The organism is Leptospira brenneri, from assembly GCF_002812125.1.
Taxonomy (GTDB): Bacteria; Spirochaetota; Leptospiria; order Leptospirales; family Leptospiraceae; genus Leptospira_A; species Leptospira_A brenneri.
This window is the reverse complement of sequence record NZ_NPDQ01000001.1, coordinates 273,439-296,984: the sequence shown is the minus strand read 5'-3', so window position 1 is coordinate 296,984 and position 23,546 is coordinate 273,439. Positions and strand designations below refer to the sequence as shown.

Genomic DNA, 23,546 nt, shown 5'->3' with positions numbered 1-23,546 from the left:
CGAATATTCGCTTAACGCCCGCTAAACCGGTTGTGAATAAGTTCCATCTCCTTCTGAAGAGTGGCATCACGACCGGCCAGGAAGTAAGCCCCTCTGACAGGAATACTTGTAATTTCCGAATCTTCGGTGATGGTAACAACCGTACCTGGAATTTTTCGTTCCAAAGTATAAGTCCAAGTCCCGCGCATTTTAAAACTGGCATCTGTGAGTTCAATTTTCCAAAGTTTGTTTTGAATGGACTCTCGAAGCTCAAAAATCATATACCCACCCATATCCGGTGTTTCTTCCCATTTGGTCACGGTTCCGTCCGGCTTAGTTTCTAAAATTTTAATCGCAACTACTTCCTTCCGGCGATTGGGGAGGTCTTTGATATCTGTCACATAAGCCCAGATATCTTCTGGTTCAGCTTTCAACCATTCACTGGTTTCCGCGTGAAATTTCGGATCTTGAAAAAAACCTACGGCTAAAAAAAGAACAACAAGGCCAATGAGTAAAAAACTCGTTCCAAAAGCAAAGAGAACAATTCGTTTCATAACTTTTTTTCTTGCTAAGAGCGGGATTGATCAATCATAATCTTTCCCACAATGCATGCAAATGAAGAGTTAATTCAAAAGTTTTATACGGCCTTTCAAAATAAAGATGGGCAAACTATGGTCAGTTGTTACCATCCCGAAATCGAATTCCAAGATCCAGCCTTTGGCCATTTAAAAGGAAAGGAAGCTGGAGCAATGTGGCTTATGTTACTCGAACGTAGCCAAGGTCTTACCATTCGATTTTCTAATATCAAAGCGGATGATTCTAAAGGATCTGCAGATTGGGAAGCAGATTATAGTTTTAGTAAAACTGGTCGGTTAGTTCAAAACAAAATCCACGCAAATTTTACCTTTAAAGAAGGAAAGATCCTGATTCATAAAGATCATTTTTCCATGTGGAAATGGTTAGGAATGGCTATGGGTCCAGTTGGTTATTTACTCGGTTGGTGGCCAGCACTCGGAAACAAGGTCCGTAAAGAGGCAGTGACTGGATTACAATTGTATATGAAACGAAAACGAATGTAGATTGTTCGTTTCTTCTCTATAGAAAAGATTCATTTATAAATAGTAAGTTTTTTATAGGGAAGTTCTCTTCCCTATAAAAAGTTTTCTACTTAAAGATTTGGCATATTGGAAAGTCCACCTGCATTGGTGACGTCACGATAACCAACAGACTCTAAAAAAGATTTAGCACTCCCACTGCGACCACCTGAAGCACAATAAACAATGATGGATTTATTTTTATCACCAAATTCATCTAATCTTTTGGAAACTTGATCTACAGGAATATTGACCGCTCCAGGAAAATGACCAGACTGGAATTCAGCAACGGTTCTTACATCGACAACCAAAGCACCAGCATCTATTTTCTCTTTTAATTGAGTTTGGTTTGCGCCAAAGGAAGATTTAAGTTTATAAACAATAAAAATAATACAAACAACAACTAAAACAATGATAACAATACGATTCAAAAACTACTCTCCTACCTTCTTCGGATAGACGAAGGAAATAGAATCATTCACACCGAGTTCACGAAAAAAACAAGAATAATATCCTGTATGACAAGCCGCTCCGATTTGGCCCGTAATGTATTGTATAAAAAATGGATTAGAATGAACATAAATTGCAGTTAAATTCTGAAGATGACCCGACTCTTCTCCTTTCACCCATTTTCCATTCCTTGACCGACTGAAATAGGTTCCAAGCCCAGTTTCTACTGCTGATAACAAACTTTCTTTTTTACCCCAGGCCAACATCAAATCCTTTCCTGAATTGTCCTGAGCAAGAAATGGAGAAAGCGGAGGAATGGATTCCTGAAAGGTTTTCCATTCCTCTGATGAAAACTTTAAATTTCCGTTTTCCCATAACAATTGTTTGTTTTCTAATGGAAGATTTGGATCAATTTCTAATAAAGCATCTTCATCACAGTCGACAAACAATTGTTTTTTATTAAATTCAAAATGATTCAGAAATTCTTCTGCTCCTTTGGAAGTAACCACTCGTAAATTTACTTCTTTGGAATCCAAGGATGGTTTCGAAATGATGGTGATGTCTTTGCCCGAAGGAAGTTTGATCATAAAGTTATCTCTACAGATAAAATTTCAGTTGTTTTGGTTTTTCCACGAAGGGATAAAGTGCCCATAGATTTGACCTTTAGATTCTGTTTGGACTCAAGTGAAATTTGATCATACAATTCTTTAGAGATTAGAAAGTTTCGTTTCAATTCCTTACCTAAGGATTCAAGTCGACTTGCCGCGTTGACTGTATCCCCTATGACAGTGTATTCTAATCTTTTTTCTACTCCCACATTGCCCACTACGACTGGTCCATAATGAATTCCAATTCGGATAGCAATCGGTTTTTCTCCGTTGGTTTCCCGTTTTTGGTTCCAAAGAGATAAAGCTCGAAACATGGCAATCCCTGCTTGTACCGCGTTCGTGGCATCTGTTTTGTCAGATATTGGAGTTCCAAAAGTCACCATCATCCCATCACCGATGAATTTATCCAAAGTTCCCCTATGTTCGAAAACCACATCTAACATAAAACCATGGTATTCTGAAAGTAAGGCCATTGTTTTTTCAGGGCCAAGAGTTTCTGAAATTTGTGTGAACCCAACGATATCACAAAACAAAACAGCAATGGTTGTTTCTTTGCCACCAGGTTTAAAAAAATCATCTTCTGCATGGTTCATTTCCGCTACTATATTTGGTGAAAAGTAACGAGAAAGTTGAGACATCTTCACTTCATTGTTGACTGCATAAAAAATAGTTCGCCTAACACGATAGGTAAGAAAGGCTAAAAAGAATCCAAGAACACCGATGATTCCCATAGAAAAAATATAATTATTTACATGGGCAGCAGGTCCAAGAAAGGCTTCTTTAAAATTTTCAGTACTTACAAATCTTGGGTCTTGTTGTGCATAAACCAAAATCCCTGCTTGGCTAACCACAACCCCTAATGCATAAATCATCGGGTAAATGGGTTGGATGCTAAACGCATTCATCACCAAAGTGGCCGCGATGATAAAATGCAAATAGGTTTTGATTAAATAGGTTCGAGGAACTTGCGACTCCCCACCGACAGCATTGTACCAAATAAATGGTAAAATGGTGATGATGAATAAATCGATCACCACACAAAAAATCCCAACAAAAGAAACAAGTTTCCCTCGTTTCAAAAACTTGGACAAAATATATAAAACGACATTAAAAACTAACGAAATGCAGGTGATAGTTAAAATTTCAAATAAAGTTTGTGCAACAAAGAAGGTGACAATCGTGAGAAGAGAAAAGATTAAAATTTTGCCATAAAGACTAAACTTAATCCCTTCAATCTCCTTCTCTCGTAAAATTTGTTCCGACTTTGTTGCCATTGGTTTATTTTAAAAGGTCACCAGGATTTGCATCGCGATCAGGAACAAATAAAGATAAAGTTTTTTCTTTACCTGATGCGAGTAACATCGCTTCCGAAAGGCCGAATTTCATTTGGCGCGGTTTTAAATTGGCAACCACCACCACCTTTTTTCCAACCAATTCTTCTGCAGTGTAACTGGCTTTGATTCCAGCAAAAACATTTTTGATTCCCTTTTCTCCCAAGTTTACTTTCACAAACAAAAGTTTGTCGGCTCCCTCCACAGGATTTGCCTCGACAATGAGTCCCACCCTTAGTTCCACTTTAGAAAGTTCATCGATGGTAATAAATCCGTCTTCAGATACAGTAGCAGTCGCCGAACCTGAATCAGGATTTTGTGTTTTTCCTTGGTCCAGTTTAGACTTTTCAGGATTTGCTTTTTCAAATACTTCTTTTGTTTCCTGAATCATAAGTGAAATATTTTTTTCCTCTACACGTTTTGATAACATTTGGTATGGCCCCAGAACTTTGTTTTCCAAAGTTTCATTGAGATTTAAAAAACTTAAGTTTGGCACTTGGAATAGAGATGCCAAAGAACCAACTATATTTGGTGTCACCGGTGCCAAATAAGTGAATAGAATCTTAGCACAGTTAAGCGATGTTGTGACCACCTCTCTTGCTTTTTCCACATCCGTTTTGATTAGATTCCAAGGAGCATAATCATTTACATATTTATTGACTTTATCCCCAAGTCCGGTAATTTCTCGCATCACCTTAGAATAATTACGCGACTCATAAGCTTCACGAATTTCTGACTCTTTCGAAAGAAGTTCTGCTACAAGAGATTTTCCTTCCAAAGAAAGAACTCCTAACTTCCGATCCATTTTATCTAAAATAGACGTAGAAACCCGCGAAACTAAATTCACTAAATTTCCAATTAAGTCTGAGTTTACCCTCGATACATAATCATCAAAGGAAATGTCTACGTCTTCCATTCCTGGACCCAAACGACAGGCCATATAAAATCGAAAATGTTCCACATCTAAAAATTTAACAAATGTAGAAGCATTGATAAATGTTCCTCGCGATTTTGACATTTTCTCTCCATTGACTGTCAAAAATCCATGAACGTTAAGTTGAGCCGGCGTTTGGTAACCAGATCCCATAAGCATGGCGGGCCAAAAAAGACCATGAAAGTACAAAATGTCTTTTCCAATGAAGTGAATGATTTCCCCTTTGCCATCCTTCCAGAACTCATTGAATTTTTTTTCATCCTTAAAAAAGTTTAAAGATGAAGCCATATACCCAACTGGTGCATCCAACCAAACATAAAAATATTTGTTTTCTTCTTCTGGAATCGCAAATCCAAAGTAAGGGCCATCACGACTGATATCCCATTCTTGTAATCCAGAGGTGAACCATTCCTTTAATTTTTTTTGCGCACCCTCATTCAAACGACTTCCTTCTTCCATCCAAGTTTGTAATTGAGATTGAAAGTCCTGGAGTTTAAAAAATAAATGTTTTGATTCTTTGAGAACGGGTTTGGTTCCGCACATAGAACAGTAAGAATCTTTTAAATCTTTCGGAGAATAACTGGTTCCGCATACTTCGCAAGAGTCACCATATTGATCTTTGGACCCACATTTAGGACAAGTCCCCTTAATAAAACGATCAGGTAAAAACATTTTATCATGTTCGCAATATGACTGTTCAATGTTCCTTGCAACAATATGTCCGTTTTTCTTTAGAGTGAGATAAATGGATTCCGAGAATTTTTTATTTTCTTCCGAATTTGTCGTATAATAGTTATCATACGAAACACCAAAAGCGGTTAGATCTTTGTAGTGTTCTTTTTGCACTTCTTCGATCATGGACTCGGGAGTTTTGCCTGCTTTTTTCGCAGCAATCATAATCGGTGTTCCGTGTGTATCATCGGCACAGAAAAAATAACAATTGTTCCCAACTAACTTTTGAAAACGTACCCATACATCTGTTTGGACTGCTTCTAAAACATGACCCAAATGGATGGAACCGTTCGCATAGGGAAGAGCGCTTGTAACTAGTATATTTTTCGACATAAGATTAATTCCAGTTTCCTGATTCGAAGTTCCAATTCAGCCCATTTTTAAGAAAAATCAAGAAAAGAGTAAAAAAATGGAGTTACGGAAGAATCCAAAGTAATAAAATTCATGTTTGTTATGGCAAAAAAAATCGTTCAAAATTTGAAACAAGTCAAAGGGAATAAAAACAAACATCCAGAATCGATCCAATCGACTCTAGATATTGAAAGTGACCTGCACATTGAATATGCCAAAGTCCTACTTAGTTTGTGGTCGTATGCTTGTAATGCCGATGGTCAGTTCAAAAAAAAGGAAGGAGATATCGTCGGAGAACTTGTGAACGTACTCTTTGAACCAGGTTGCCTCCTCAGTGGGTTCCAAGCTCAGAAAAAACCAGTTTTAGAAATTCTTTCCAAAACTTTTGAAAATCCGCTTCCGATGAAAACCATTACCAAAGTAGTTTCGGATAACGACGAATATGCTTTGAATTTTTTTGAGGATGCAGTCTGCATTGTGGCTTCTGATGGAGCCTTAAATCAGGAAGAAATACGATTTTTAGAAGATTTGGCAGAGGAACTAAAAATCAGCCATATGGACAAAGTTAGGGTCGAAAAAAAATACCTTACCTAAATGGTTTTTATTTCTTCTCCTTGAGGTTCTTTTTAATTTCTCTAAACAATAATTTCTTCGCTTCCATAACTCAAAATTATTTATTTTGGTTTCGAATGACAAATCCAATGTCTATCCGTAACAGGTTCTACGATTAGCTTCGAATCTAACCGAACTATTTCTAACATTTCTTTTACTTCCTCTATACGATAAGCAGCAAGTAAACTGTTATAAAAATCTCTTTTGAGAATTTCTGGCTCATTGTTCGCATAACGTTCTATTAGTTGGTTTGCGTTGGTTAATGAATCTGGACGCATCAAATCAGAAATAAAAATAAAACTATCTTCGTGGATTGATCTCTGAACACCCGCCCAAAAATCAAATGGATCATGAAGATGGTGTAACAACGAATTTGAAAATATTAAATCAAATGGGGATTCGGGAACAAAATCCTGAATGAGTTCTTTTTTAAATTGAATTTTATTCTTTCTTTTTTCTGAGACTAGTGTACCCATACGCTTCTTACAAAGATCCAACATGAATTCGGAACCATCTAAAAAAGTAAAATTCGCATTTGGAAACTGGGAATACAACCGAGAAGACATATCTCCCGGTCCACAACCCAAGTCCAAAATGGATTCGGGTATGAATCGTAAAGGGAGCCGATCTTGAAACTTTCGCACAAGAAACGAATGTGCCGTTTCAAAATCAGCCTTAGCATAAGATTCTGCTTGGATGGGGTCATCCATAAGCTCAGGCTCTGGAATTCGAATCATGTGGTGAAAGGAAAAGTTAAGGGACCGCTTCATTCTCTATTAAGGATAAAAATCTCATGAAACAAATTTTTATATCCATTCTTTTCTTTATTTTTCTGACAAATTGTATGCTGACTGAAGGTATAGGAATTCCTACTTACGGTGCCATCAAAGGTTCGGAAGCAAAAAAAAGAATTTCAGATGCGATTTTTGAAGCTGAATCGACCGCTTCTGCTTTTTGGTTGGCACAATCAGGAATGAAAGGAGGGCAAGGCCCGATTTCCCCTCTCCTCCTCATCAATGGTTTTCTAACCAAAGCCTTATATTCGTATGTTTCCAAGATTGAAGATAGTGAATCCTTTATGGAGTCATCTGTTTTACAATGTGAATCCGACATTCGTACCAAAGGAGCTTTGGTTTTAGGTAGTATTTATGATGGTTTAACAACTGTTGGGGGAGTGGCGCGAGATGCATTATTACTCCCAGAATTTGCTTCTTGTGATTTAGAAAAAACGGGAAAAATCATAACGATCGAACCGGTTCGGTTTTAAGTGAGGAACCTTATGAAATTTCATTCCTATTTAACCTTAGTGTTTCTCTTACCATTTTGTTTTTTTGGAAATTGTTTAAAGTCTGTTGAGACTGACAAAGAAGCAAGATCTATCCTTTTTGCAGGAATTGCCGGATCTTGTTTTACCATCGATTCTTGTTTTGATCAGTATGCAAAAACAACAGATGAAGGTGCTAGTTTTCAAGTTTATGACCAGTCGGGTAACAGAATCTATGCGAGACAATCCATTTTAGATTATAATACTTACCTACCGATTGCTTCTGGATCCAAATGGGTGACTGCCATCACAGCCATGCGAGCCATTGATTGTAATACCAACAGTGGAACTTATGCTGGTTGTGGAACGGTTACGACTGGTACTTGTGCGACAGGAGGAACTTTGTCTTTAAGCAGAACCACAAGCGAAATTCTTGGATGGACAGGAACAAAAGGAACCATCACTCTCCGCCAATTATTATCTTTTACCTCAGGTCTCAACGCTGGAGGTGGAAACGGATCAGGACAAGCGACTTGTATTTCTACGTTACCTATCGGAGCAACAGCTACTCAAAAAGATACTTGTGTGAATGAAATTCGTGACCAATCTACAGGAACTCCAGGTGCTTTATTCCAATACAATTCCAACCATATGGCAGTCGCACAACGTATGTTAGAAGTATCTTGTGGTAAAACTTGGACTACAATGTTTACACAACTCATTGTGACTCCATTAGGTTGGGATGCAAGCCAAGCGGTTTGGAAAGGGAACTACCGAACAAACGAAGATACAGATGGTAGTTTATCTGGAGCTTTTGGACTTTCTATTTCCCCAGAACACTATGCTCGTATGTTAAATGTTCTTCTCACAAACGGAACAGCCAAAAATGCATCTGGTGCCAATATCGCCAATTTTCTATCTACAACTTCGGTAACAGAGATCTTACAAGACCAATACAACGGAGCAAAGATTGGGTATTCTCAATTCTCAGCTTTCGGATATCGCTGGCAATATGGTCTTGGCAATTGGAGATTTTGTACCACAACGGATATCCCTGCAGAATGTGATAAAGACCTAATTTCTCATAGCATTGGCATCAATGGCTTCTATCCATGGGTGGACAAAAATCGAAACTATATGGCAATCCTTGCAGTAAATAATACAGGCAGAAAAAATGGATTGAGTTTGTTATCAGCTTCATCAACCTCATTATTCTTTGCAGAAACTGTGAGACCACTCATTCATTTACAAATAGGAAAGTAACCATGACAAAAAAAAATATCCTCACACTCGCTTTGGTAGGAATTTCTCTCCTATCTAGTGTATCCACCCTTCTTGCTCAGTCACCAGAATGGTCTGAGTCTAAAAGGAAAAAAGGAATCCAAGTTTTGACTCGTCCTTTTGCCGGTTCCAACTTAGATGAATTTTTAGGTAGAACAGAAGTGGATGCTTCTATTTCTCAAATCATTGCCCTACTGACTGATCCCGCTTCCTGTAAAAATCTTTACCACCAATGTAAAGAACTAACGGTGCTTTCTGGTACAGAAAAAAAATCGGTTGTGTATCTTAGAAATGGTGCCCCCTGGCCAGTGAATGATCGCGATTTAATTATGGATCGTGGTTTTGAACAAAATGAAAAAACTTTAGCCACTGTCATGAAGATCAAACGACTCGATTCAAACTTGCGACCACCTCCATCTGGTGTAACACGTATGGAAAACTTTGAAGGTGTTTGGCGGATCATTCCTCAAACCAATGGAAAACTAAAAATTGAATACCAAGCACATTTTGAACCAGGTGGTTCCGTCCCACAATCGGTAATTAATCTTGTTTTAACAGATACTCCTTATGAATCCCTTCTCAACGTACAAAAGTTAGTGGAAGAGGGAAAACATAAAGACGCAAAATTTGATTGGATCAAAGAACCGGCGAAAAGTAATTCCAATTAATTATTTTTAGTTAGTTCGAGGAGTTGATTCTGCGAGTGTTTTGTTATAGATTACACTTGCGGAATCAAAAACTAGTTCTGAATCCATAACTAATAAAATTGGATCCACAATTAGGATCAGGTGGGCAATAAAGTCCAAAAATTCCTGACCGGTGATGAACCCGTAAAAACAGTTCCGTTTTTCTCTCGAAAGGTAAATAAGAACTAAACTCGACCATCAAGTAATTGAGTAGTGCTCGTGATTCAATGGCATCTTTTTGCAAACCATCTAAATAATATCCTTTGGCTTTGTTCTCTAGTTTTGGGTTTTCGGATGCAAGGGACAAACCTTCACCTAATGATAAACTAAAAGGAGAATCAAACATTCGATCAATTTTGACAATATAAAATCCGTTCAGCTCCCAATGGTTCATCTCACCAAAATGTTTGGTCACATTTCCTTCCCATAAAAAATCAAACCATCGAATCCGGTAATCAAGGGGGCGAGAAATTCCCACAGTACCTATATAGGATTTTTTATAATCAGTATCTTGTCGGAGTACGATAGGGAGTAGGTCCGTGGTAGTAAAAATTCCTCCATACAAAACCAAACTCCAATTTTCTTTTGGAATCGAAACAGAATTAAGATCTCTCAGAGGAAGAGTCGTTCCGAATAAAACAAAAGATAGAATCAGAACCAATTTACGAAACGGTTGGAATTTAAGTTTTTTTATCTGAATCAAATGAAACTATCCTTAAGTTAAGGTTGGAACCAATCCTGGTTTCTTTTTTCCCATTCCTTTAATTGTGAATGGATGGTATCATAATTTTGCAAAAGAAGTCTTTTTAAGAACGTTCCATACTCTTTACAATTTTCAGACTGTGATTGGTTTAATGCCTCTCTCAGTTTTGTTGGTTTTTCTTGTGTACAGTATTTTTGTAAAATGGAGGGATAACGGTTAGAATTGACAACTGGCCCTACAATACTCGAGCCAGTTCCAATATAAAACGGCATAGGAGCCCAGATCGTTTCATGGGTAGATAAAAAAGAAATTCTATGAAGATTTGTTTCTCCAGATGTCCAAACTAGTTCGGCTTCTGTTTCCATAGTTCCATAATATAACATCGTTAATGCGAGTAGACTAATCCCTATGCTATAAAATGGTTTTTGGCTTTCTTTACGAATGACGATTGTCAGATTATCTATATTGGATAATTCAAAACCACGATCCCATCTAGGAAGTTCATTGGGATTGATTGGTTTTTCTTCCTTTGGTTTTGGTGCATGGTCTGGGTTTGGTTCAGGAAGTGGGACCGTCGTTAAGTCGACTACATTTGTTGTTTCATCCAAAAGAATGGCCGGGGGAACTGGAAAAATCTCGTTAAATACTTTTGCCAAAATTGGATCAGTAGTTGTCCACCTTATGGAAATCATTTTTCCTTTAGATAGTTTTGCCTCTGAACTTAGCTCTGGCATTGGAGTTTTGCAAGAGAGATTAAAAATCAGTAAAATGATAAAATAAATAATCGGCTTAAGATTCATATTCGATTAAAGTTCATATTCCCATTCTGTAACATGATTAACTCCTCAAGTATCAAAACAATACTTAAAAAATGCAATTAACACATATCAGATTATCATCATATCCATTAGACAATTAAATATTAGTTTTAATTTTTGTTAATTTTCTATCGTTTTTCCAAACTTTAATAAATTGCCATCCAAATCCAAAACATAGAATTCTCTCATACCCCAAGGTTTATCCGAAAGATGGGCATTTTTATGGACAATTCCTTTGTTATTGTAGTCTGCATACATAGAATCTATGGAATCGACATGATAGTAAACACTAGAATTCTGAGGAATGGATGGATCATCACATAACCATAAATGCAATTCGAATCCATCTTTTTCCAATAAAAGAATATCATCGTACTCTTTTAGAGTTTTAAATCCTAATTTTTCTTCATAAAATTTTTTGGACTTTAAAAGATCTAAAGATGGTAATTGTGGAATTGATTTTTTAATCATCTATTTCAGTTAGTCTCTAATTCAAGATTCAAAGTTTCCAACTTTATTTTCCTTCTATTTTGCTGTATCTGTTTCTAAATGAAAACCACTTCTAACAAAAAGGCCAAACCAGGGCATAAAAAAAGCCCGATTTCTCGGGCCTTTTCCCTATTATTTACCGAGAGTGATCCTCTCGGTAAAAACTAAACTTAGTTTCTAATTAAGAAGCGAGCGCTTGGTCAAGTAAGTCTTTCGCTACTACGCGAAGAGCCATTACTTCTTCTGCACCTTCAAAGATGGAGAATACACGAGCATCCACGAAATAACGTGATACAGGATATTCTTCCGCATAACCCATACCACCATGAATTTGCATTGCTTCTCTGGTCACCCACTCAGCAATTTTGGATGCATACAATTTAACAAGTGTTGCTTCCATTTGTCCCTTGTGGTTGTCGAGTAAAGTTGCTACATAGTTAGTGTATTGGCGCGTTGCTTGCACAATCATTGCCATCTTTGCGATTTTAAACTTAGTCAAAGTGTAATCGTAAATTGGTTTTGCGAATACTTTACGTTCTTGGGAATAACGAAGTGCTGCTTCTAGAGCGGCTTGCATCACACCATTGGCACGAGCTGCTGTTTGGATACGACCACCAGCAAATCCTTCCATTTGGAAATAGAATCCTTTGCCACGTCCTGCATCCCCACCAAGAAGGTTTTCTTTCGGAACAAAATAATCTTCAAAAGATACTTCATAGGAGTGCATTCCTCGGTAACCGATCGTTCCGATTGCTTTTCCTTGGATGGTTCCTCCACCGTCTTGTTTGTAGCTGAACTCATGTCCGTCAAAACTAGGTTTTTCAGCTAGAATGATGGAAAGACCTCTGTGTTTGAGACTTGGATCAGATTCTGTACGGCAAAGGATGAGAAGTAGATTCGCATAACCTGCAAATGTACACCAAGTTTTTACACCGTTAATCACAAATCCGCCGTCCACTTCTTTAGCAGTTACGGAAACACCAGCGACATCTGAACCGTAGTTAGGTTCTGTTACCATGATTCCTGCAAATTTTTCACCAGATGCAAGAAGAGGTAACCATTTGTTTTTTTGTTCGTCCGTTCCCCCTTTGAGGAGAGCCTTAGACATGATTTCTGGTCTTGTGATAAGTGATCCTGCAGCACCAAGGGAACCACGAGAAAGTTCTTCTGTTACCACTAACATAGAAATGTTATCTGGACGATCATCTGGTTGGATTCCACCAAATTGTTCTGGAATACAAAGTCCAAAACAACCCATGTCTTTTAATCCATTGATAATCTCTGCCGGAATCAAATCATCATGTCTATGGATGTGTTCTGCATGAGGAACCACTACGTTTTCAGCAAAATCTTTGAAGATTCCACGGAAGTTTTCATGATCTTCAGAAAGACCATAAGCACCAAAATGTCCAAGATCTACGATCTTATCCACGATTGCTTCGTAGTTTTCCATTTTCGATGCTGCTTCTACATAAGCATTGATTTCATCGGAAAAAAGTTTGGAGAATAGTTCTTGGTAAGTAAGTTCATATTCAGCGGGGCGGGCTGCAAGCTCCGAACGAATGTTAGATACAGTTTCAGCCACAAATGTAAGGGCCATTTTTTGTTCCAATTCGCCTGTTCCCTTGGAAGCATCCCAAGCATAAACGATAAAGTTCTCAGCAACACGTTGTTGAGCTGTCATCCAAGCCAATTGGTAAAACACGTGTTGTGTTTTGTCCATTTTGCTTACGGATACTTTGCCGTTATCGGAATTTTTCTGAGCTAGTCGTTTGGTAACTTCATTGAGGAGGGCGGCTTGGGCACTAAGAGCCTTCTCCGCCTGGGATTTTTCGAGTTTCACTGCCGTTGCGGTCATGTGTTTAACGTTCCTGCGGTGGTTTTCTTCCACTATACGGAAGGAAAGTACCTTGTCATTTTCATTTTTAGGCTAGGTTTTTGGGTTGGGGAGGTCCAAACTAGGCAAAAGTACACACTAGGAAAGAAATGATTGAAAATCATCGGCATCGACCCTGGATCCCACCGCGTAGGATATGCAATTCTTTCCTTTCCCGAAGGGCAACGTCGCAATCCAGAACTTTTGACATATGGAACCATTGAAGTGGCTCCGAAAACCCCTTCTCCGGATAATTTACTGCAAATTCGGAAGGAACTCATGGGAATCCTTGAAGAATACAAACCGAACGCTGCCGCCGTGGAAGAGCTATTCTTTGTTCAGAACACAACGACCGGAATGAAGGTTTCGGAATCTCGGGGGGTCATCTTACTTTCTCTTGGCGAAAAACAAATTCCGAGTGTTTCTTTAACGGCGACACAAATCAAAAAAGGAATCTCTACCAAAGGGAACGCCACCAAAAAAGAAGTTCGCGCAGCGATCCAAATGATTTTGGGATTTAAAGATCTCAAAGGCCACGATGACTCTTGGGATGCCATCGCTTGTGCCTTTGTCGGTCGCTCTTTAGTTTAATCCATTACTGCGAGCAGTGTTCATAGACAAAAAGATTTCATCCTTTTGTTCCCTACTGGCATTTGCGGAGACTGTGGAAAAACCAGTTGTGATTTCTAAATCTCCTTTGCGTAATCCTTCAATCACTCCATCTGCATATTCATCTAGATTTAATCCCGCCGTATGTGTGTTAGGAATTCCTAAATCCGTATCGACCATAGGTGGTGAAACTTCAATCACTTCAATTGGCTGGTTACGAAATTGAAATCGTAATGTCAATGTGAAGGAATGTAAGGCCGCTTTGGTCGCACTATACACAGGAGCATAAGCCAGTGGAATATGCGACAACCCAGAAGTTGTATTTAAAATTGCCGCATTTTTCTTTGCAAACAAGTGTTTAGCGAATAACATGGAAAGATGGATAGGAGCTCCGAAATTTAAGTCGATTTCTTTTCCTAAGTCCGCCCAAGGTTCTGGTTCACCAAGTTTGGGATACCTCTGCATACCCGCATTATTGAATAACACATTGAGTTCTGGATAATCTTTTGTTGTCTCGCGAAACAAACGTTCCCTTTCCTCTGGCCTGGAGATATCAGAAAGATAAGTTCCCCAATGAGGATAGTTCTTTTTGATTTCTTCCATCTTCTTTGCGTTCGTACCGCAAATTAAAATTTGGTTTCCCAAATCAGAAAATCGTTTTGCTAGTGCGAGTCCGATCCCACTGGTTCCCCCAGTGATGAGAATTGTATTTCCGTTTAATAACATGGTTGTACCATTTCCTTATTCAATACTTACATTTATATTATTTTGTAAGTTACAAAAAGTCAAGTCCGTAAGTTTCAAAACTAACATTTTTTTCATTTTGTAATTTGAGATTGACCCTCTCGACTCTTGGTTAGATCCTTTCCTTATGCCAAGAACGGGCCTCAGTGCATCGGAAATTCAGGACAAAGCCGTAGAAATTGCCATAAACCAGATGCGGGCCAAAGGTTTTGAAAAGGTTCGTTTGGTGGATGTGGCCAAAGAAATGGGAATTAGCCATGCGGCCCTCTACTCTCATTTTCAAGATAAAACCGCTCTTCTGGATGCAGTTTCCGAACGTTGGTTAGTGAAGTTGGATGAGAAACAGGATTTACTTGTGTTAGAGAAACGAGATCCAATTCAGAAGATTCTCTCTTGGTTTCAAAATCTCCACAGGATGAAATTGGAAAAAGTGAAACTGGATCCCGAATTGTATAAGGCATTCGATATGGCAGCGGAAGAGTCCAAACCTTTCATCCAAACTCATTTATCCAATATGCACCGCCAAATGTCAAAGTTGGTCACAGAAGCCATGGAACAAAAGAAGTTAAAAAAACGCGATGTGAACCAAATTACAGAAATTTTGATCTCAGCGGGAACTGCTTTCACACACCCGAAACTTGTAGCACAACATTCGGATGAGAATAGAGAACCATTATTACAACAAACTTTGGAAGCGGTATTAAAAGGTTTAGGTTAGAAAATGATTCTTTGAATGACTCTGTTATTCCAATCATATCCGAAAGATTGGCGCTACCGATTTGTTTTACTTTTTTTCTCCTGCTAAAAATCTCGCGGTATTCACATTACGTATGGTCATGGACTGATACAGTTTGTGACTAATCAATTTGGCAAGTTGGCTTTTGTTTACATTTTCTCTTTTGATATTCCAAATGAGAGCTCCCTTACAATAAAGGATCTCTAAAAATTCTTTTTTAAGTGGTAAGTCTTCAATGATTTTTTTGGAATCTGCCTCTGCAAACAGATAGGCAACATCCGTCTTTTGGTTATCATCATTTTGCCATTCTTCAGGAATCATAGCGGCAATTTTTTTCATTTCTTTTTCCGTCTTTAGAAGAGTAGGAATTTCAAAATCAAAATTCTTTTCTAAACAAGTTTGTATTTTTGAGAAAACTTTTTTTGTATCAAACTCTGATTCAAAGATAATATTTCCGGAATTGATATAAGTGAAAACTTCAGTAAATCCTAAGGACTCAAAAAGTATCTTAAGTTTTTTCATTTCCACTTTTCTATTCCCTCCGACATTGATTCCTCTAAATAGTGCGATGTATTTCATGATGAGTTAAATCCTTTAAATATAGAAAAATGATTCATTATAGGAAAGGGAACCGTGAATAAAAATCAACATAACAAAATAGAACGCTTGATGTCGTTCACAATTAAGTTCCATCGATGCAACCCAAGCAAATGATGTAACAATCAATCTTATTTAATTGAAATTAAACACAAATAATCTATTTTTATTTGGCTTTGCATATCATCAGTTTCAACATAACCTATTGAACAAAATTCGACTTGTGCATCTTCATGATACATTTTTTGGATTACTTTCCGTAAATCGTAGTTCTCTGGGCCAGAACTAATATTCCAATTATCATATGCGCTAACTGAATATTCAAAATTCAATTTGTATTTTTTCTTTAATTCAAGTATAACCAATGAAAGCTTGTTTTCCTTTATTTTTTTAAACTCGGAATCGGTTATCTTTATAAAAGGAAATTTTTTACTTAATCGATCAAGTAATAATTCGTTTAAATTTGAATTTCTTATTATTTGATTATAGCTATTAGCCATGCTTTCTAAAAAAGCATCATGCTTTATCCCTAAGTCTAATAAGATAAAATAAAATAAAAGAATCGTAATTTTGTTCTTAAGTATGTTTATTTTTGTATAATCTATTTCTTCATAATTTATTGTATTTGAATGTGCAATATCGTCTCTTAGCTTTTTAATAACCTTAAAATCTTCCTTACTTAAATCAATGATATCTATCAAGTTCTTATCTACAGAATTTAAAAGAAATTCAAAGTTCTCATTAAATGTTCCCAAAGATGAAATTTTTAAGCTATTAATTTGATCTCTTAATACTTTTTTTATTTCTTCGCTTTCTAATGGTTCTTTTTCTATAATATCATTAAGCTTAGTTTTTAACTTTTTGAAGTAATTCTTCGAGATACTTCGTTTTGGCCTATTTTTGGATGCGAAATTTGAAACGTGATGATCTAGTAAGCTAACGAATCCGATAAATTCATAATCCCAGATGCCATTGTAATCAAGTAGACTATAAATTTTTGACCACTTATCTTTGAATACTGAATACTTTTTATGATGAAAATAATTATGAATGATATCAGTAAATGAATTTTCTTTTAATAGTTTCTTAATATCAATTAAAGAAAACAATCTACTATATTCAATTTTTTTGCTAGGTTCAATTCTGGGAAAATAGAAACCCAACCAGGTTTTATTTTCTAAAACCCATACTAACTCTGGAATAATAGGTAGGCCGACTAAAAAGGTAAACAAAAGCGAAATATCGTGAATAAGATTTTCAATTTCCGTTAAGTTAAAATTGCCAGAATTACTCTTAATGTTGATTGTTGGGTATTCTTCGATAATTACTTTTCCATCTTTATTTACGGTACTTTGATTATAGCAATTATATAATGTAATTGATTTACCATTAAAATCTATACTTGTTTCAAAGCTGTAAAAATCAACTTTTCTAGAAAAAGTATAATTTTTGCGACTATACTCTACTTCATACTCATAAAACATTTGGGAAAAGAATTCGTTATAAACCCCGATCTCCTTGAATTCAGTATTTAATATATCCGTACCTTCTGATTTTATCAGAAAACGCGAATAGATTTGGCTGTGTTCTATTTCGTTATCACATAGCAAGAATGTTTTGGTGTTGGATTTAAATATGATTTTTTCAGAACATATGTCTTTTAAAAATAACTTTGAGTATTCAATATCGGAACTCTCTAAAGAAAAGATCGGAAATTTGTTTGGATGCAATTCAAGTTCTCCATAATGTTTCCTTCCTTCTGAATTAAGTATATAGCCAACTATCTTTTCTTTAGCTGATAATTCAAATTTGTTATATTTCATATAAGAAAATCTTTGGTTTTACAACCAAAAGTCTTTTATCCGCATTTGTGAATAATCAAAGATTACTAAACCACTCATTTTTTATTTCTATTTTTTCTACGATTTCGATTTCCAAACCTAGTTTTAATTCCTTAAGTTTATCTATTAATGCATCTCCATCAATTAAGTCAATTGGAGGAGCGCCATCTCTTGTTGCTTCTTTAATTGCATCTCTTGTAAAAGAACTAGTAGTTACAAATAAGCCTTTATCTGCCCTACCTTGTAATGCTCCTCTAAAATCTCTAATTTCTGAAGAAGTGATCGAGTTTTCTCTATATCTTTTACATTGAAATAATACATTAAAGCTAATGAATCCAGCTATTCTAAAAATTCCTTTTCCATCAATACCGCCGTCTCCACTCTTACCTGTAACTTCAACTTGATGAAATCCAGATTCTCTAAGAATTCTTTTAAAAAGTCGTTCGAAGGCATCGGGTTTTATATCAAAGAGTATATTTTTTAATACACTTCTCCAATCTTGGAATTCTTCTGGTGCATCAAGATCATTGTTATCGAAATCAATGGTTTCTTCTTTTTCCTTTTTTACAGTTTTGGTTAAAGATCTAACTAGATTAACAATATCTTTTGGATTTAACTCCGTTTTATCTTTGTTTGCTTTTGTAAGAGCCCAAACACCTCTAGATGAATTTTCTAAAAATCCTGCTCTTTTGAGGTAAGTTCTGGTCCATGCCAGTCTATATTCAACTTCGCTTCGAGAGCCTTTATCTCCATGTGGAATCTCAAGTATATTATTTGGAATTTTCATTAGATTGAAAACTCTTTCATTTATTTCATCAATTGTTCCTGATCCGCCTAATTCTTTTAAGGCATCTAAAAGCGGGTTCATCATTTCATCGTATGTTGGCAATTTCGTCATATTATTTTAGTTTAGTTTCAATATTCCCATTGAACAAATTTAGATCCAAATTCATCAATCGCATCAATCTGCAAAACCTCCACCCAACCCAACTACGACAGCCTCTTTCAAGACCATCGTATCTAGAATTAAATAAAACCCTTTTTTCCTAAGGCCTTGGACAAACCAAAAGAAAATCCTCAAACACTTGGGAAATCAATAGTTTGTTTTTGAAAACAAGCCCTGTACTTCCTGCAGAAATTTCTGCCCCTTCGTTCGCATAAACTTCAGTGACTTCTTTACTTTCTGGATTGATTTTGAAAACACGAGTGGGAGCTAAATTGGTTCGGTTCATCACATGACGAATGAATTTATAAGTAGAATCATGGGCGGCAAGCCAAAGCATTCCATTTTCATCCTCTAAAATATTGTCTGGACCAGCACCGATGGCAATAGATTCCAAATATTTCAAGTTGATCTTTCCTGAACTGCGATCCACTTGATAAACCCGAATGGCTTTTTCAGAAAACACAGAACGATACAGTAATTCTTCGTTTCCTTTTTTGCGAATGTAAATTCCATTTCCAAGCATCACAGGAACATCGAGCACCTGAAAAGATTTTCCATCGTAATAAGCAATATCGGCTCGGGCACTGCGAATGATCATATCCCAATACTTACGGACGGCATTACTCGTTCCATTGTCATTGGATGCAAAGATCTCTCCAGCTTCATTCATAAAGATATCGTTCGGACTTGTAAGACTAGAATCTGTTAAAGTTTTTGTATGAGTCCATTTACCCGACTTAGCACGTTCAAAAATTTCAATTGTATGTGGATTTTCATCAGCAAGTGTATGAGAAATGACAGCTAAAGTATCCACTCCTTTTACCTTCGCATAACTAATTCCATGCGGACGAAAGTTTTCCGGATAGTTTGTTTCAATTTTTTTTACTTCTAATTTCTGATTGGGATTGGCTAAGGAAACTTCGAATAAAGCTCCAATATCTTTCAGTCCATTGCGACGTTCATGAGAAGAAACAATGACAGTGGAAGTATCCCGAATGAGATCCAAATCTTCAGGCCCTGGAGTTCCCGAAATTCGTTCACAACCGGCAATTGGTTTTTCTTGGATGGGACCGCCACAGTCAAAAATGAAGAAACCAAGGGCGGAAAGGGAAAGGAGAGTCCATAGGGTTTTTACGCGCATCCGACCATTTTAGCCCAGGATTTCAGATCCCTCCAGAAAAATCTTTCTAGACATTATTGTGCACTGCAAAATAATGGAAACATAAGGAGTAACATCCGATGAGCAATGTGGAAAATAAGCTGCAAGATATCGTAAATGCTGGAATTGGCGCGGTAAAGACTTCCAAAGAAGTTTGGGAGAAACTCGTCGTAGACCTAAACGAGAAAAAAAGCAAATTCGAAACCAACTTTCAAAAGCTAAAAGAACAAGGTGAAAGTGACACCAGTGACAATGCTTTGAAAGTAAAAATGGGTGTTGCTTGGGGAATCGTTCGCTTTGATGAAATCAAAGATAATGTAGTTAAATATTTAGATAAAGTCAAAGAAGGAAACGAAAACAAACCTTCTTAAGTTTTAGTTTTTTTTGTATCTCACCATCCTGAATTTTCTTCCGGCAGGTTTTGTTCGCAAGGCCTGCTGGGTTTTTTAAATCTGAACTTCGGAGTGACCGGATTTGAACCGGCGACCCCTTGCCCCCCAGACAAGTGCGCTACCGCTGCGCTACACCCCGTGTTCTGGAATCCAAAAACCTTACGATCACGAACGGGTCAAGTCTTACTAATGAATTAGGAATTCAGACGCCTAGATTGTCTGGAGAAATTGCCCAGATAATTTGACCATGTGCAAATCTTTCACGGGCCACATTGATCGCGATAGTAGAACCAGGTTGGAAAATTAAGTTTTCTACGGCACCGGAATTTCCTAAAAGTTTTGCCGCGAAATCTGTGATGTCTGGGTTATGACCAACTAACAGAACTGTATCGGAATTTGTAAAATTAACCAAACAAGAGATAATATCTGTACAACCTTTTCCGGCTACGAGATCATCGGAAGGAAGCATTTTACAGCCATATTTTAGTTCTTCAGACAAAATTTCTGCAGTATGTCTCGTTCTTGTGTAAGGACTATAATAGACTTGTTTGACAGCTAAAGAAGAGTTTTTAATAAACTTTCCGATTTTATGAATATCACTGACACCTTTGTCGGTTAGATCCCGTTGTGAATCAGAAATGGTTGGACTTGCGTTTTCAGCCTCACCGTGACGAACCAAAATGATCTTCATAATACTTCCTAAGTCCAAGATTGGAACCTCGGACTAGCGGAGAAACAAAAAATTAAGGAATTTCTTGCGAAAATGGATGATAGAGCCATTCTAAGGAATATGACAGACAAACCCTACCGCAAAAACGTAGGCATGGTGGTTTTTAATTCTCTTGGCAAAGTGATTGTCGGAGAAAGGGTTCAGTTCCCAGGTTCTTGGCAGTTCCCTCAAGGTGGGATTGACGAAGGCGAAGATTATTTAGAAGCCGCTAAACGAGAATTATATGAAGAACTTGGAATCAAAAAAGCAACTTATGTAACCGAATACCCTGATTGGATTCCGTATGACTTTCCCAATTCTCTTGGTCTCAACTCTCATCTACAAAAATTCCGCGGTCAGTTACAAAGATGGATTTTGTTCTACTGGGACGGTGGTTTGGATGAATGTGATTTAGTCCATCATGAACAAGAATTTTTGACCATTCAATTTATGGAAATAGAAGATACTGTCCAAGCGGTTGTTGAATTCAAAAGAGAAGTGTATGCGAAGTTTGTTCCTATTTTTAAATCAGCCATTCAAAATTACATTGCAGAGAATTCAAAATCCAAGTAAGTTCAAGAAAGGAGACAATCTTTGGCAAAATCAGAAGAAGCAAGAGCGAGAATTTTAGTACGGGGATTTGTACAAGGGGTCGGATTTCGTTACTATATCCTCCAAAAGGCCCAAGAAATGAGACTCAAAGGTTACACACAGAACTTACCCAATGGGGAAGTGGAAGCAGTTGTAGAAGGTGATAAACTTTTTATCGAAGATTTGTACAGAGCTATGCAACGTGGGCCTACGAAAGCAAAAGTAAAGGATCATGTCATTGAATGGAGTGATCCAAAAAATCAATTCAGAACTTTTTTAATCAAAAAATAACATGAAAAAACGAAGACTTGGCAAAACAGGGATGGTGGTATCCGAAATTTGTATGGGTACCATGACTTTTGGTTCCTCATGTAACGAAGATGAGGCGTTTCGAATTTTGGATCGTGCTTATGATGCCGGAATCGATTTTTATGATACAGCAGAAATTTATCCGGTTCCTCCTCAAAAATCTTGGGTGCATAGAACCGAAGAAATCTTTGGAAAGTGGTTAAAAACAAAACCCCGGGATGGAATCATCCTCGCAACAAAAGTAGCAGGACCGGGACACGGTTGGTTTAGTCCTCCCTTGCGAGAAGGAAAAACAGCTCTAGATAAATACCATATCCGCCGAGCCATTGAAGGTTCCTTACAAAGATTAGGTGTAGAAACCATCGATTTGTATCAAACACATTGGCCAGACCATGATGTATCTTATGATGAAACCATGGAAGCTTTGACTGAATTAAAAGAAGAAGGGAAAATTCGATATGCAGGTTGTTCGAATGAAACCTCTTTTGGTCTTATGAAAAGCCTTTGGACTTCAGACAAATACAATCTCGTTCGTTATGATTCTATTCAAAATAATTTTTCCATTCTGAATCGGCGATTTGAAGATGAGTTAGCACAAGTTTGTCGAAAAGAAGGAGTATCCTTACTGCCTTATTCACCACTTGCTGGTGGTGTACTTACCGGGAAATACAATGGATCCGTTCCACCAGAAGGAGCAAGGTTTGTTCGTTATATGGCAGAAGGGGAAAGACAAAGACGTATGTCTAACCGGTTCTTAAATGAAAACACTTTGGCTTCCACAGCAGAACTCGTGACCATTGCTGAAAAATATGGAATGAGTTCTACAGTTCTTTCGGTGGCTTGGAGCAAACAACATGACTATGTTGCCTCCACCATCATTGGTGCCAATACGGTTGCTCAATTAGAAGAGTCTTTAAAAGCAACGGATGTAATTTTGTCAGATGAAATTCTGTCAGAAATCAATCTTGTTTCTAAAAAGATCCAATACCCAATGGGTTAAGGTAATAAAAGCAATGAGTACCAATCCTTCTGACCAAGATTTAGAAAACCAAGCGGATGGAACAAAATTTCCAGCGGAGAAAAAAATTTCAAAATTTGAAAAGATCACCTCGGGAATCTTTCGAAAGTTTTTGATTTTATTTTTAATCACCTACTTGTTTCCAGAATGTTCCAGTTTCGGACCGAAAAATGCGCAAAGTAGTCTCATCATAGCTCATATGACAATTGTTAAAGATGAAATGGTTTTAGATGAATTGATCGATCCAAGGTTTCAAAAAGTAACTCTCAAAAAAGGGGACAAAACTTTTGAATACAATGAAAGTTCTGAACATTACTATTACTTTCAAAATTTAAAAGAAGGCCAGTATGAAATCCATGATGCGGTACATCTACTCAATCGTGGAGCTTCAGATTTTGCATTCGGTAGTACAAAACAGCCAACTAAAATTGATGTCGACTTTGATCGTGCAGAAATTGAAAAATCAAGAGTGGATCTACAACCGGGAACTGTTGTGTTTTTAGGAAGTTTTCATGTAACTGTTGATTTTAAATTCCAAGAAGAACCAAAAATTACCATTCGTTACAGTAAATCCAACGAAGAAGAACTAGCGGCCATGGAACATTTGTATAAGAATTATCCTAGAACCGGTTGGGGACAAAAGGCAAAAAATAGAATGAAACTCCTTTCTTCTTTTGCACAATAAAT

At 37.1% G+C, this 23,546-nt stretch carries 28 protein-coding genes and 1 tRNA gene; 12 read left to right on the top strand and 17 right to left on the bottom strand.

What is annotated here, in order from left to right:
- Positions 1-11 precede the first annotated feature (11 nt).
- Positions 12-533 carry an SRPBCC family protein gene (locus tag CH361_RS01490; RefSeq protein ID WP_100789050.1) on the bottom strand — a complete coding sequence of 174 codons (522 nt, stop codon included), beginning with the start codon at positions 531-533 and terminating at the stop codon, positions 12-14.
- 51 nt (positions 534-584) lie between these two features.
- Here CH361_RS01490 and CH361_RS01485 point away from each other — a divergent pair, with 51 nt between their 5' ends.
- Positions 585-1,058 carry a nuclear transport factor 2 family protein gene (locus CH361_RS01485; RefSeq protein ID WP_100789049.1) on the top strand — a complete coding sequence of 158 codons (474 nt, stop codon included), beginning with the start codon at positions 585-587 and terminating at the stop codon, positions 1,056-1,058.
- A gap of 89 nt (positions 1,059-1,147) precedes the next feature.
- Here CH361_RS01485 and CH361_RS01480 read toward each other — a convergent pair whose 3' ends face one another.
- The 4 genes from CH361_RS01480 to metG are packed head-to-tail and all read right to left on the bottom strand — an operon-like array spanning position 1,148 to position 5,461.
- On the bottom strand, positions 1,148-1,504 hold the full coding sequence (locus CH361_RS01480; protein WP_100789048.1) for a rhodanese-like domain-containing protein: 357 nt from the start codon (positions 1,502-1,504) through the stop codon (positions 1,148-1,150).
- 3 nt (positions 1,505-1,507) lie between these two features.
- Positions 1,508-2,110: a phosphoribosyl-AMP cyclohydrolase gene (locus tag CH361_RS01475; RefSeq protein WP_100789047.1), complete on the bottom strand. Its 603-nt coding sequence runs from the start codon at positions 2,108-2,110 to the stop codon at positions 1,508-1,510.
- Positions 2,107-3,405: an adenylate/guanylate cyclase domain-containing protein gene (locus CH361_RS01470; protein ID WP_100789046.1), complete on the bottom strand. Its 1,299-nt coding sequence runs from the start codon at positions 3,403-3,405 to the stop codon at positions 2,107-2,109. The genes CH361_RS01475 and CH361_RS01470 overlap by 4 nt, the downstream gene beginning before the upstream one ends.
- Positions 3,406-3,409: 4 nt before the next feature.
- Positions 3,410-5,461 (bottom strand): methionine--tRNA ligase, encoded by a 2,052-nt coding sequence (gene metG, locus CH361_RS01465; protein WP_100789045.1) that lies wholly within the window; start codon positions 5,459-5,461, stop codon positions 3,410-3,412.
- Between the two features lie 120 nt (positions 5,462-5,581).
- Here metG and CH361_RS01460 point away from each other — a divergent pair, with 120 nt between their 5' ends.
- Positions 5,582-6,073, top strand: a complete 492-nt coding sequence (locus tag CH361_RS01460) for a TerB family tellurite resistance protein (RefSeq protein WP_208861362.1) — start codon at positions 5,582-5,584, stop codon at positions 6,071-6,073.
- 80 nt (positions 6,074-6,153) lie between these two features.
- On the opposite strand, the gene CH361_RS01455 is transcribed toward CH361_RS01460, so the two are convergent.
- Positions 6,154-6,861 (bottom strand): class I SAM-dependent methyltransferase, encoded by a 708-nt coding sequence (locus tag CH361_RS01455; protein WP_208861361.1) that lies wholly within the window; start codon positions 6,859-6,861, stop codon positions 6,154-6,156.
- A 23-nt stretch (positions 6,862-6,884) separates the two neighbouring features.
- Here CH361_RS01455 and CH361_RS01450 point away from each other — a divergent pair, with 23 nt between their 5' ends.
- The 3 genes from CH361_RS01450 to CH361_RS01440 are packed head-to-tail and all read left to right on the top strand — an operon-like array spanning position 6,885 to position 9,304.
- Complete coding sequence (locus tag CH361_RS01450) at positions 6,885-7,358, top strand: TIGR04452 family lipoprotein (protein WP_100789042.1); 474 nt, start codon at positions 6,885-6,887, stop codon at positions 7,356-7,358.
- Positions 7,359-7,370: 12 nt separating this feature from the next.
- On the top strand, positions 7,371-8,618 hold the full coding sequence (locus CH361_RS01445) for a serine hydrolase domain-containing protein (protein ID WP_100789041.1): 1,248 nt from the start codon (positions 7,371-7,373) through the stop codon (positions 8,616-8,618).
- Between the two features lie 2 nt (positions 8,619-8,620).
- Entirely contained in the window at positions 8,621-9,304 is a 684-nt protein-coding gene (locus CH361_RS01440; RefSeq protein WP_100789040.1) for an START domain-containing protein, read from the top strand.
- 64 nt (positions 9,305-9,368) lie between these two features.
- On the opposite strand, the gene CH361_RS01435 is transcribed toward CH361_RS01440, so the two are convergent.
- From CH361_RS01435 to CH361_RS01420, 4 genes are all read right to left on the bottom strand, one after another.
- Positions 9,369-10,025, bottom strand: a complete 657-nt coding sequence (locus tag CH361_RS01435; protein ID WP_100789039.1) for a hypothetical protein — start codon at positions 10,023-10,025, stop codon at positions 9,369-9,371.
- Between the two features lie 17 nt (positions 10,026-10,042).
- Positions 10,043-10,759, bottom strand: coding sequence for a hypothetical protein (locus CH361_RS01430; RefSeq protein ID WP_425268656.1), 717 nt, complete (start codon positions 10,757-10,759; stop codon positions 10,043-10,045).
- A 204-nt stretch (positions 10,760-10,963) separates the two neighbouring features.
- On the bottom strand, positions 10,964-11,314 hold the full coding sequence (locus tag CH361_RS01425) for a bleomycin resistance protein (protein WP_100789037.1): 351 nt from the start codon (positions 11,312-11,314) through the stop codon (positions 10,964-10,966).
- 199 nt (positions 11,315-11,513) lie between these two features.
- Positions 11,514-13,190 carry an acyl-CoA dehydrogenase family protein gene (locus CH361_RS01420; protein WP_100789036.1) on the bottom strand — a complete coding sequence of 559 codons (1,677 nt, stop codon included), beginning with the start codon at positions 13,188-13,190 and terminating at the stop codon, positions 11,514-11,516.
- A gap of 132 nt (positions 13,191-13,322) precedes the next feature.
- Here CH361_RS01420 and CH361_RS01415 point away from each other — a divergent pair, with 132 nt between their 5' ends.
- Positions 13,323-13,799 (top strand): crossover junction endodeoxyribonuclease RuvC, encoded by a 477-nt coding sequence (locus CH361_RS01415; RefSeq protein WP_100789035.1) that lies wholly within the window; start codon positions 13,323-13,325, stop codon positions 13,797-13,799.
- On the opposite strand, the gene CH361_RS01410 is transcribed toward CH361_RS01415, so the two are convergent.
- Positions 13,791-14,543 carry an SDR family oxidoreductase gene (locus tag CH361_RS01410; protein WP_100789034.1) on the bottom strand — a complete coding sequence of 251 codons (753 nt, stop codon included), beginning with the start codon at positions 14,541-14,543 and terminating at the stop codon, positions 13,791-13,793. The genes CH361_RS01415 and CH361_RS01410 overlap by 9 nt on opposite strands.
- 145 nt (positions 14,544-14,688) lie before the next feature.
- Here CH361_RS01410 and CH361_RS01405 point away from each other — a divergent pair, with 145 nt between their 5' ends.
- Complete coding sequence (locus tag CH361_RS01405) at positions 14,689-15,279, top strand: TetR/AcrR family transcriptional regulator (protein ID WP_100789033.1); 591 nt, start codon at positions 14,689-14,691, stop codon at positions 15,277-15,279.
- Between the two features lie 66 nt (positions 15,280-15,345).
- On the opposite strand, the gene CH361_RS01400 is transcribed toward CH361_RS01405, so the two are convergent.
- From CH361_RS01400 to CH361_RS01385, 4 genes are all read right to left on the bottom strand, one after another.
- Positions 15,346-15,876, bottom strand: a complete 531-nt coding sequence (locus CH361_RS01400) for a DUF1697 domain-containing protein (protein WP_100789032.1) — start codon at positions 15,874-15,876, stop codon at positions 15,346-15,348.
- Between the two features lie 149 nt (positions 15,877-16,025).
- Positions 16,026-17,717 carry a HEPN domain-containing protein gene (locus CH361_RS01395; RefSeq protein ID WP_100789031.1) on the bottom strand — a complete coding sequence of 564 codons (1,692 nt, stop codon included), beginning with the start codon at positions 17,715-17,717 and terminating at the stop codon, positions 16,026-16,028.
- Positions 17,718-17,772: 55 nt separating this feature from the next.
- Positions 17,773-18,633, bottom strand: coding sequence for a restriction endonuclease (locus tag CH361_RS01390; protein ID WP_100789030.1), 861 nt, complete (start codon positions 18,631-18,633; stop codon positions 17,773-17,775).
- A gap of 148 nt (positions 18,634-18,781) precedes the next feature.
- Complete coding sequence (locus CH361_RS01385) at positions 18,782-19,822, bottom strand: SMP-30/gluconolactonase/LRE family protein (protein WP_100789029.1); 1,041 nt, start codon at positions 19,820-19,822, stop codon at positions 18,782-18,784.
- A gap of 98 nt (positions 19,823-19,920) precedes the next feature.
- On the opposite strand from CH361_RS01385, the gene CH361_RS01380 reads away from it, so the two are divergent.
- The gene (locus tag CH361_RS01380; protein ID WP_100789028.1) at positions 19,921-20,211 is read left to right on the top strand and encodes an LIMLP_16025 family protein; all 291 of its coding nucleotides are present in this window, start codon (positions 19,921-19,923) and stop codon (positions 20,209-20,211) included.
- Between the two features lie 88 nt (positions 20,212-20,299).
- Here the strand turns inward: CH361_RS01380 and CH361_RS01375 are convergent.
- Together CH361_RS01375 and sixA are read right to left on the bottom strand one after the other, a co-directional pair.
- Positions 20,300-20,371: transfer RNA gene (locus CH361_RS01375), tRNA-Pro, on the bottom strand.
- 63 nt (positions 20,372-20,434) lie between these two features.
- Positions 20,435-20,923, bottom strand: a complete 489-nt coding sequence (sixA, locus tag CH361_RS01370; protein WP_100789027.1) for a phosphohistidine phosphatase SixA — start codon at positions 20,921-20,923, stop codon at positions 20,435-20,437.
- Between the two features lie 72 nt (positions 20,924-20,995).
- Between sixA and CH361_RS01365 the strand changes: the two genes are divergently transcribed.
- Genes CH361_RS01365 through CH361_RS01350 form a run of 4 tightly spaced genes read left to right on the top strand, consistent with a single transcriptional unit; the run spans position 20,996 to position 23,544 of the window.
- Positions 20,996-21,514: an RNA pyrophosphohydrolase gene (locus CH361_RS01365; protein ID WP_100789026.1), complete on the top strand. Its 519-nt coding sequence runs from the start codon at positions 20,996-20,998 to the stop codon at positions 21,512-21,514.
- Positions 21,515-21,535: 21 nt separating this feature from the next.
- On the top strand, positions 21,536-21,823 hold the full coding sequence (locus tag CH361_RS01360; RefSeq protein ID WP_100789025.1) for an acylphosphatase: 288 nt from the start codon (positions 21,536-21,538) through the stop codon (positions 21,821-21,823).
- Between the two features lies 1 nt (position 21,824).
- A complete protein-coding gene (locus tag CH361_RS01355) occupies positions 21,825-22,841 on the top strand; it encodes an aldo/keto reductase (protein ID WP_100789024.1) in 1,017 nt (338 codons plus the stop codon).
- 13 nt (positions 22,842-22,854) lie between these two features.
- Positions 22,855-23,544, top strand: coding sequence for a hypothetical protein (locus CH361_RS01350; RefSeq protein ID WP_100789413.1), 690 nt, complete (start codon positions 22,855-22,857; stop codon positions 23,542-23,544).
- The last annotated feature ends 2 nt before the right edge of the window (positions 23,545-23,546 follow it).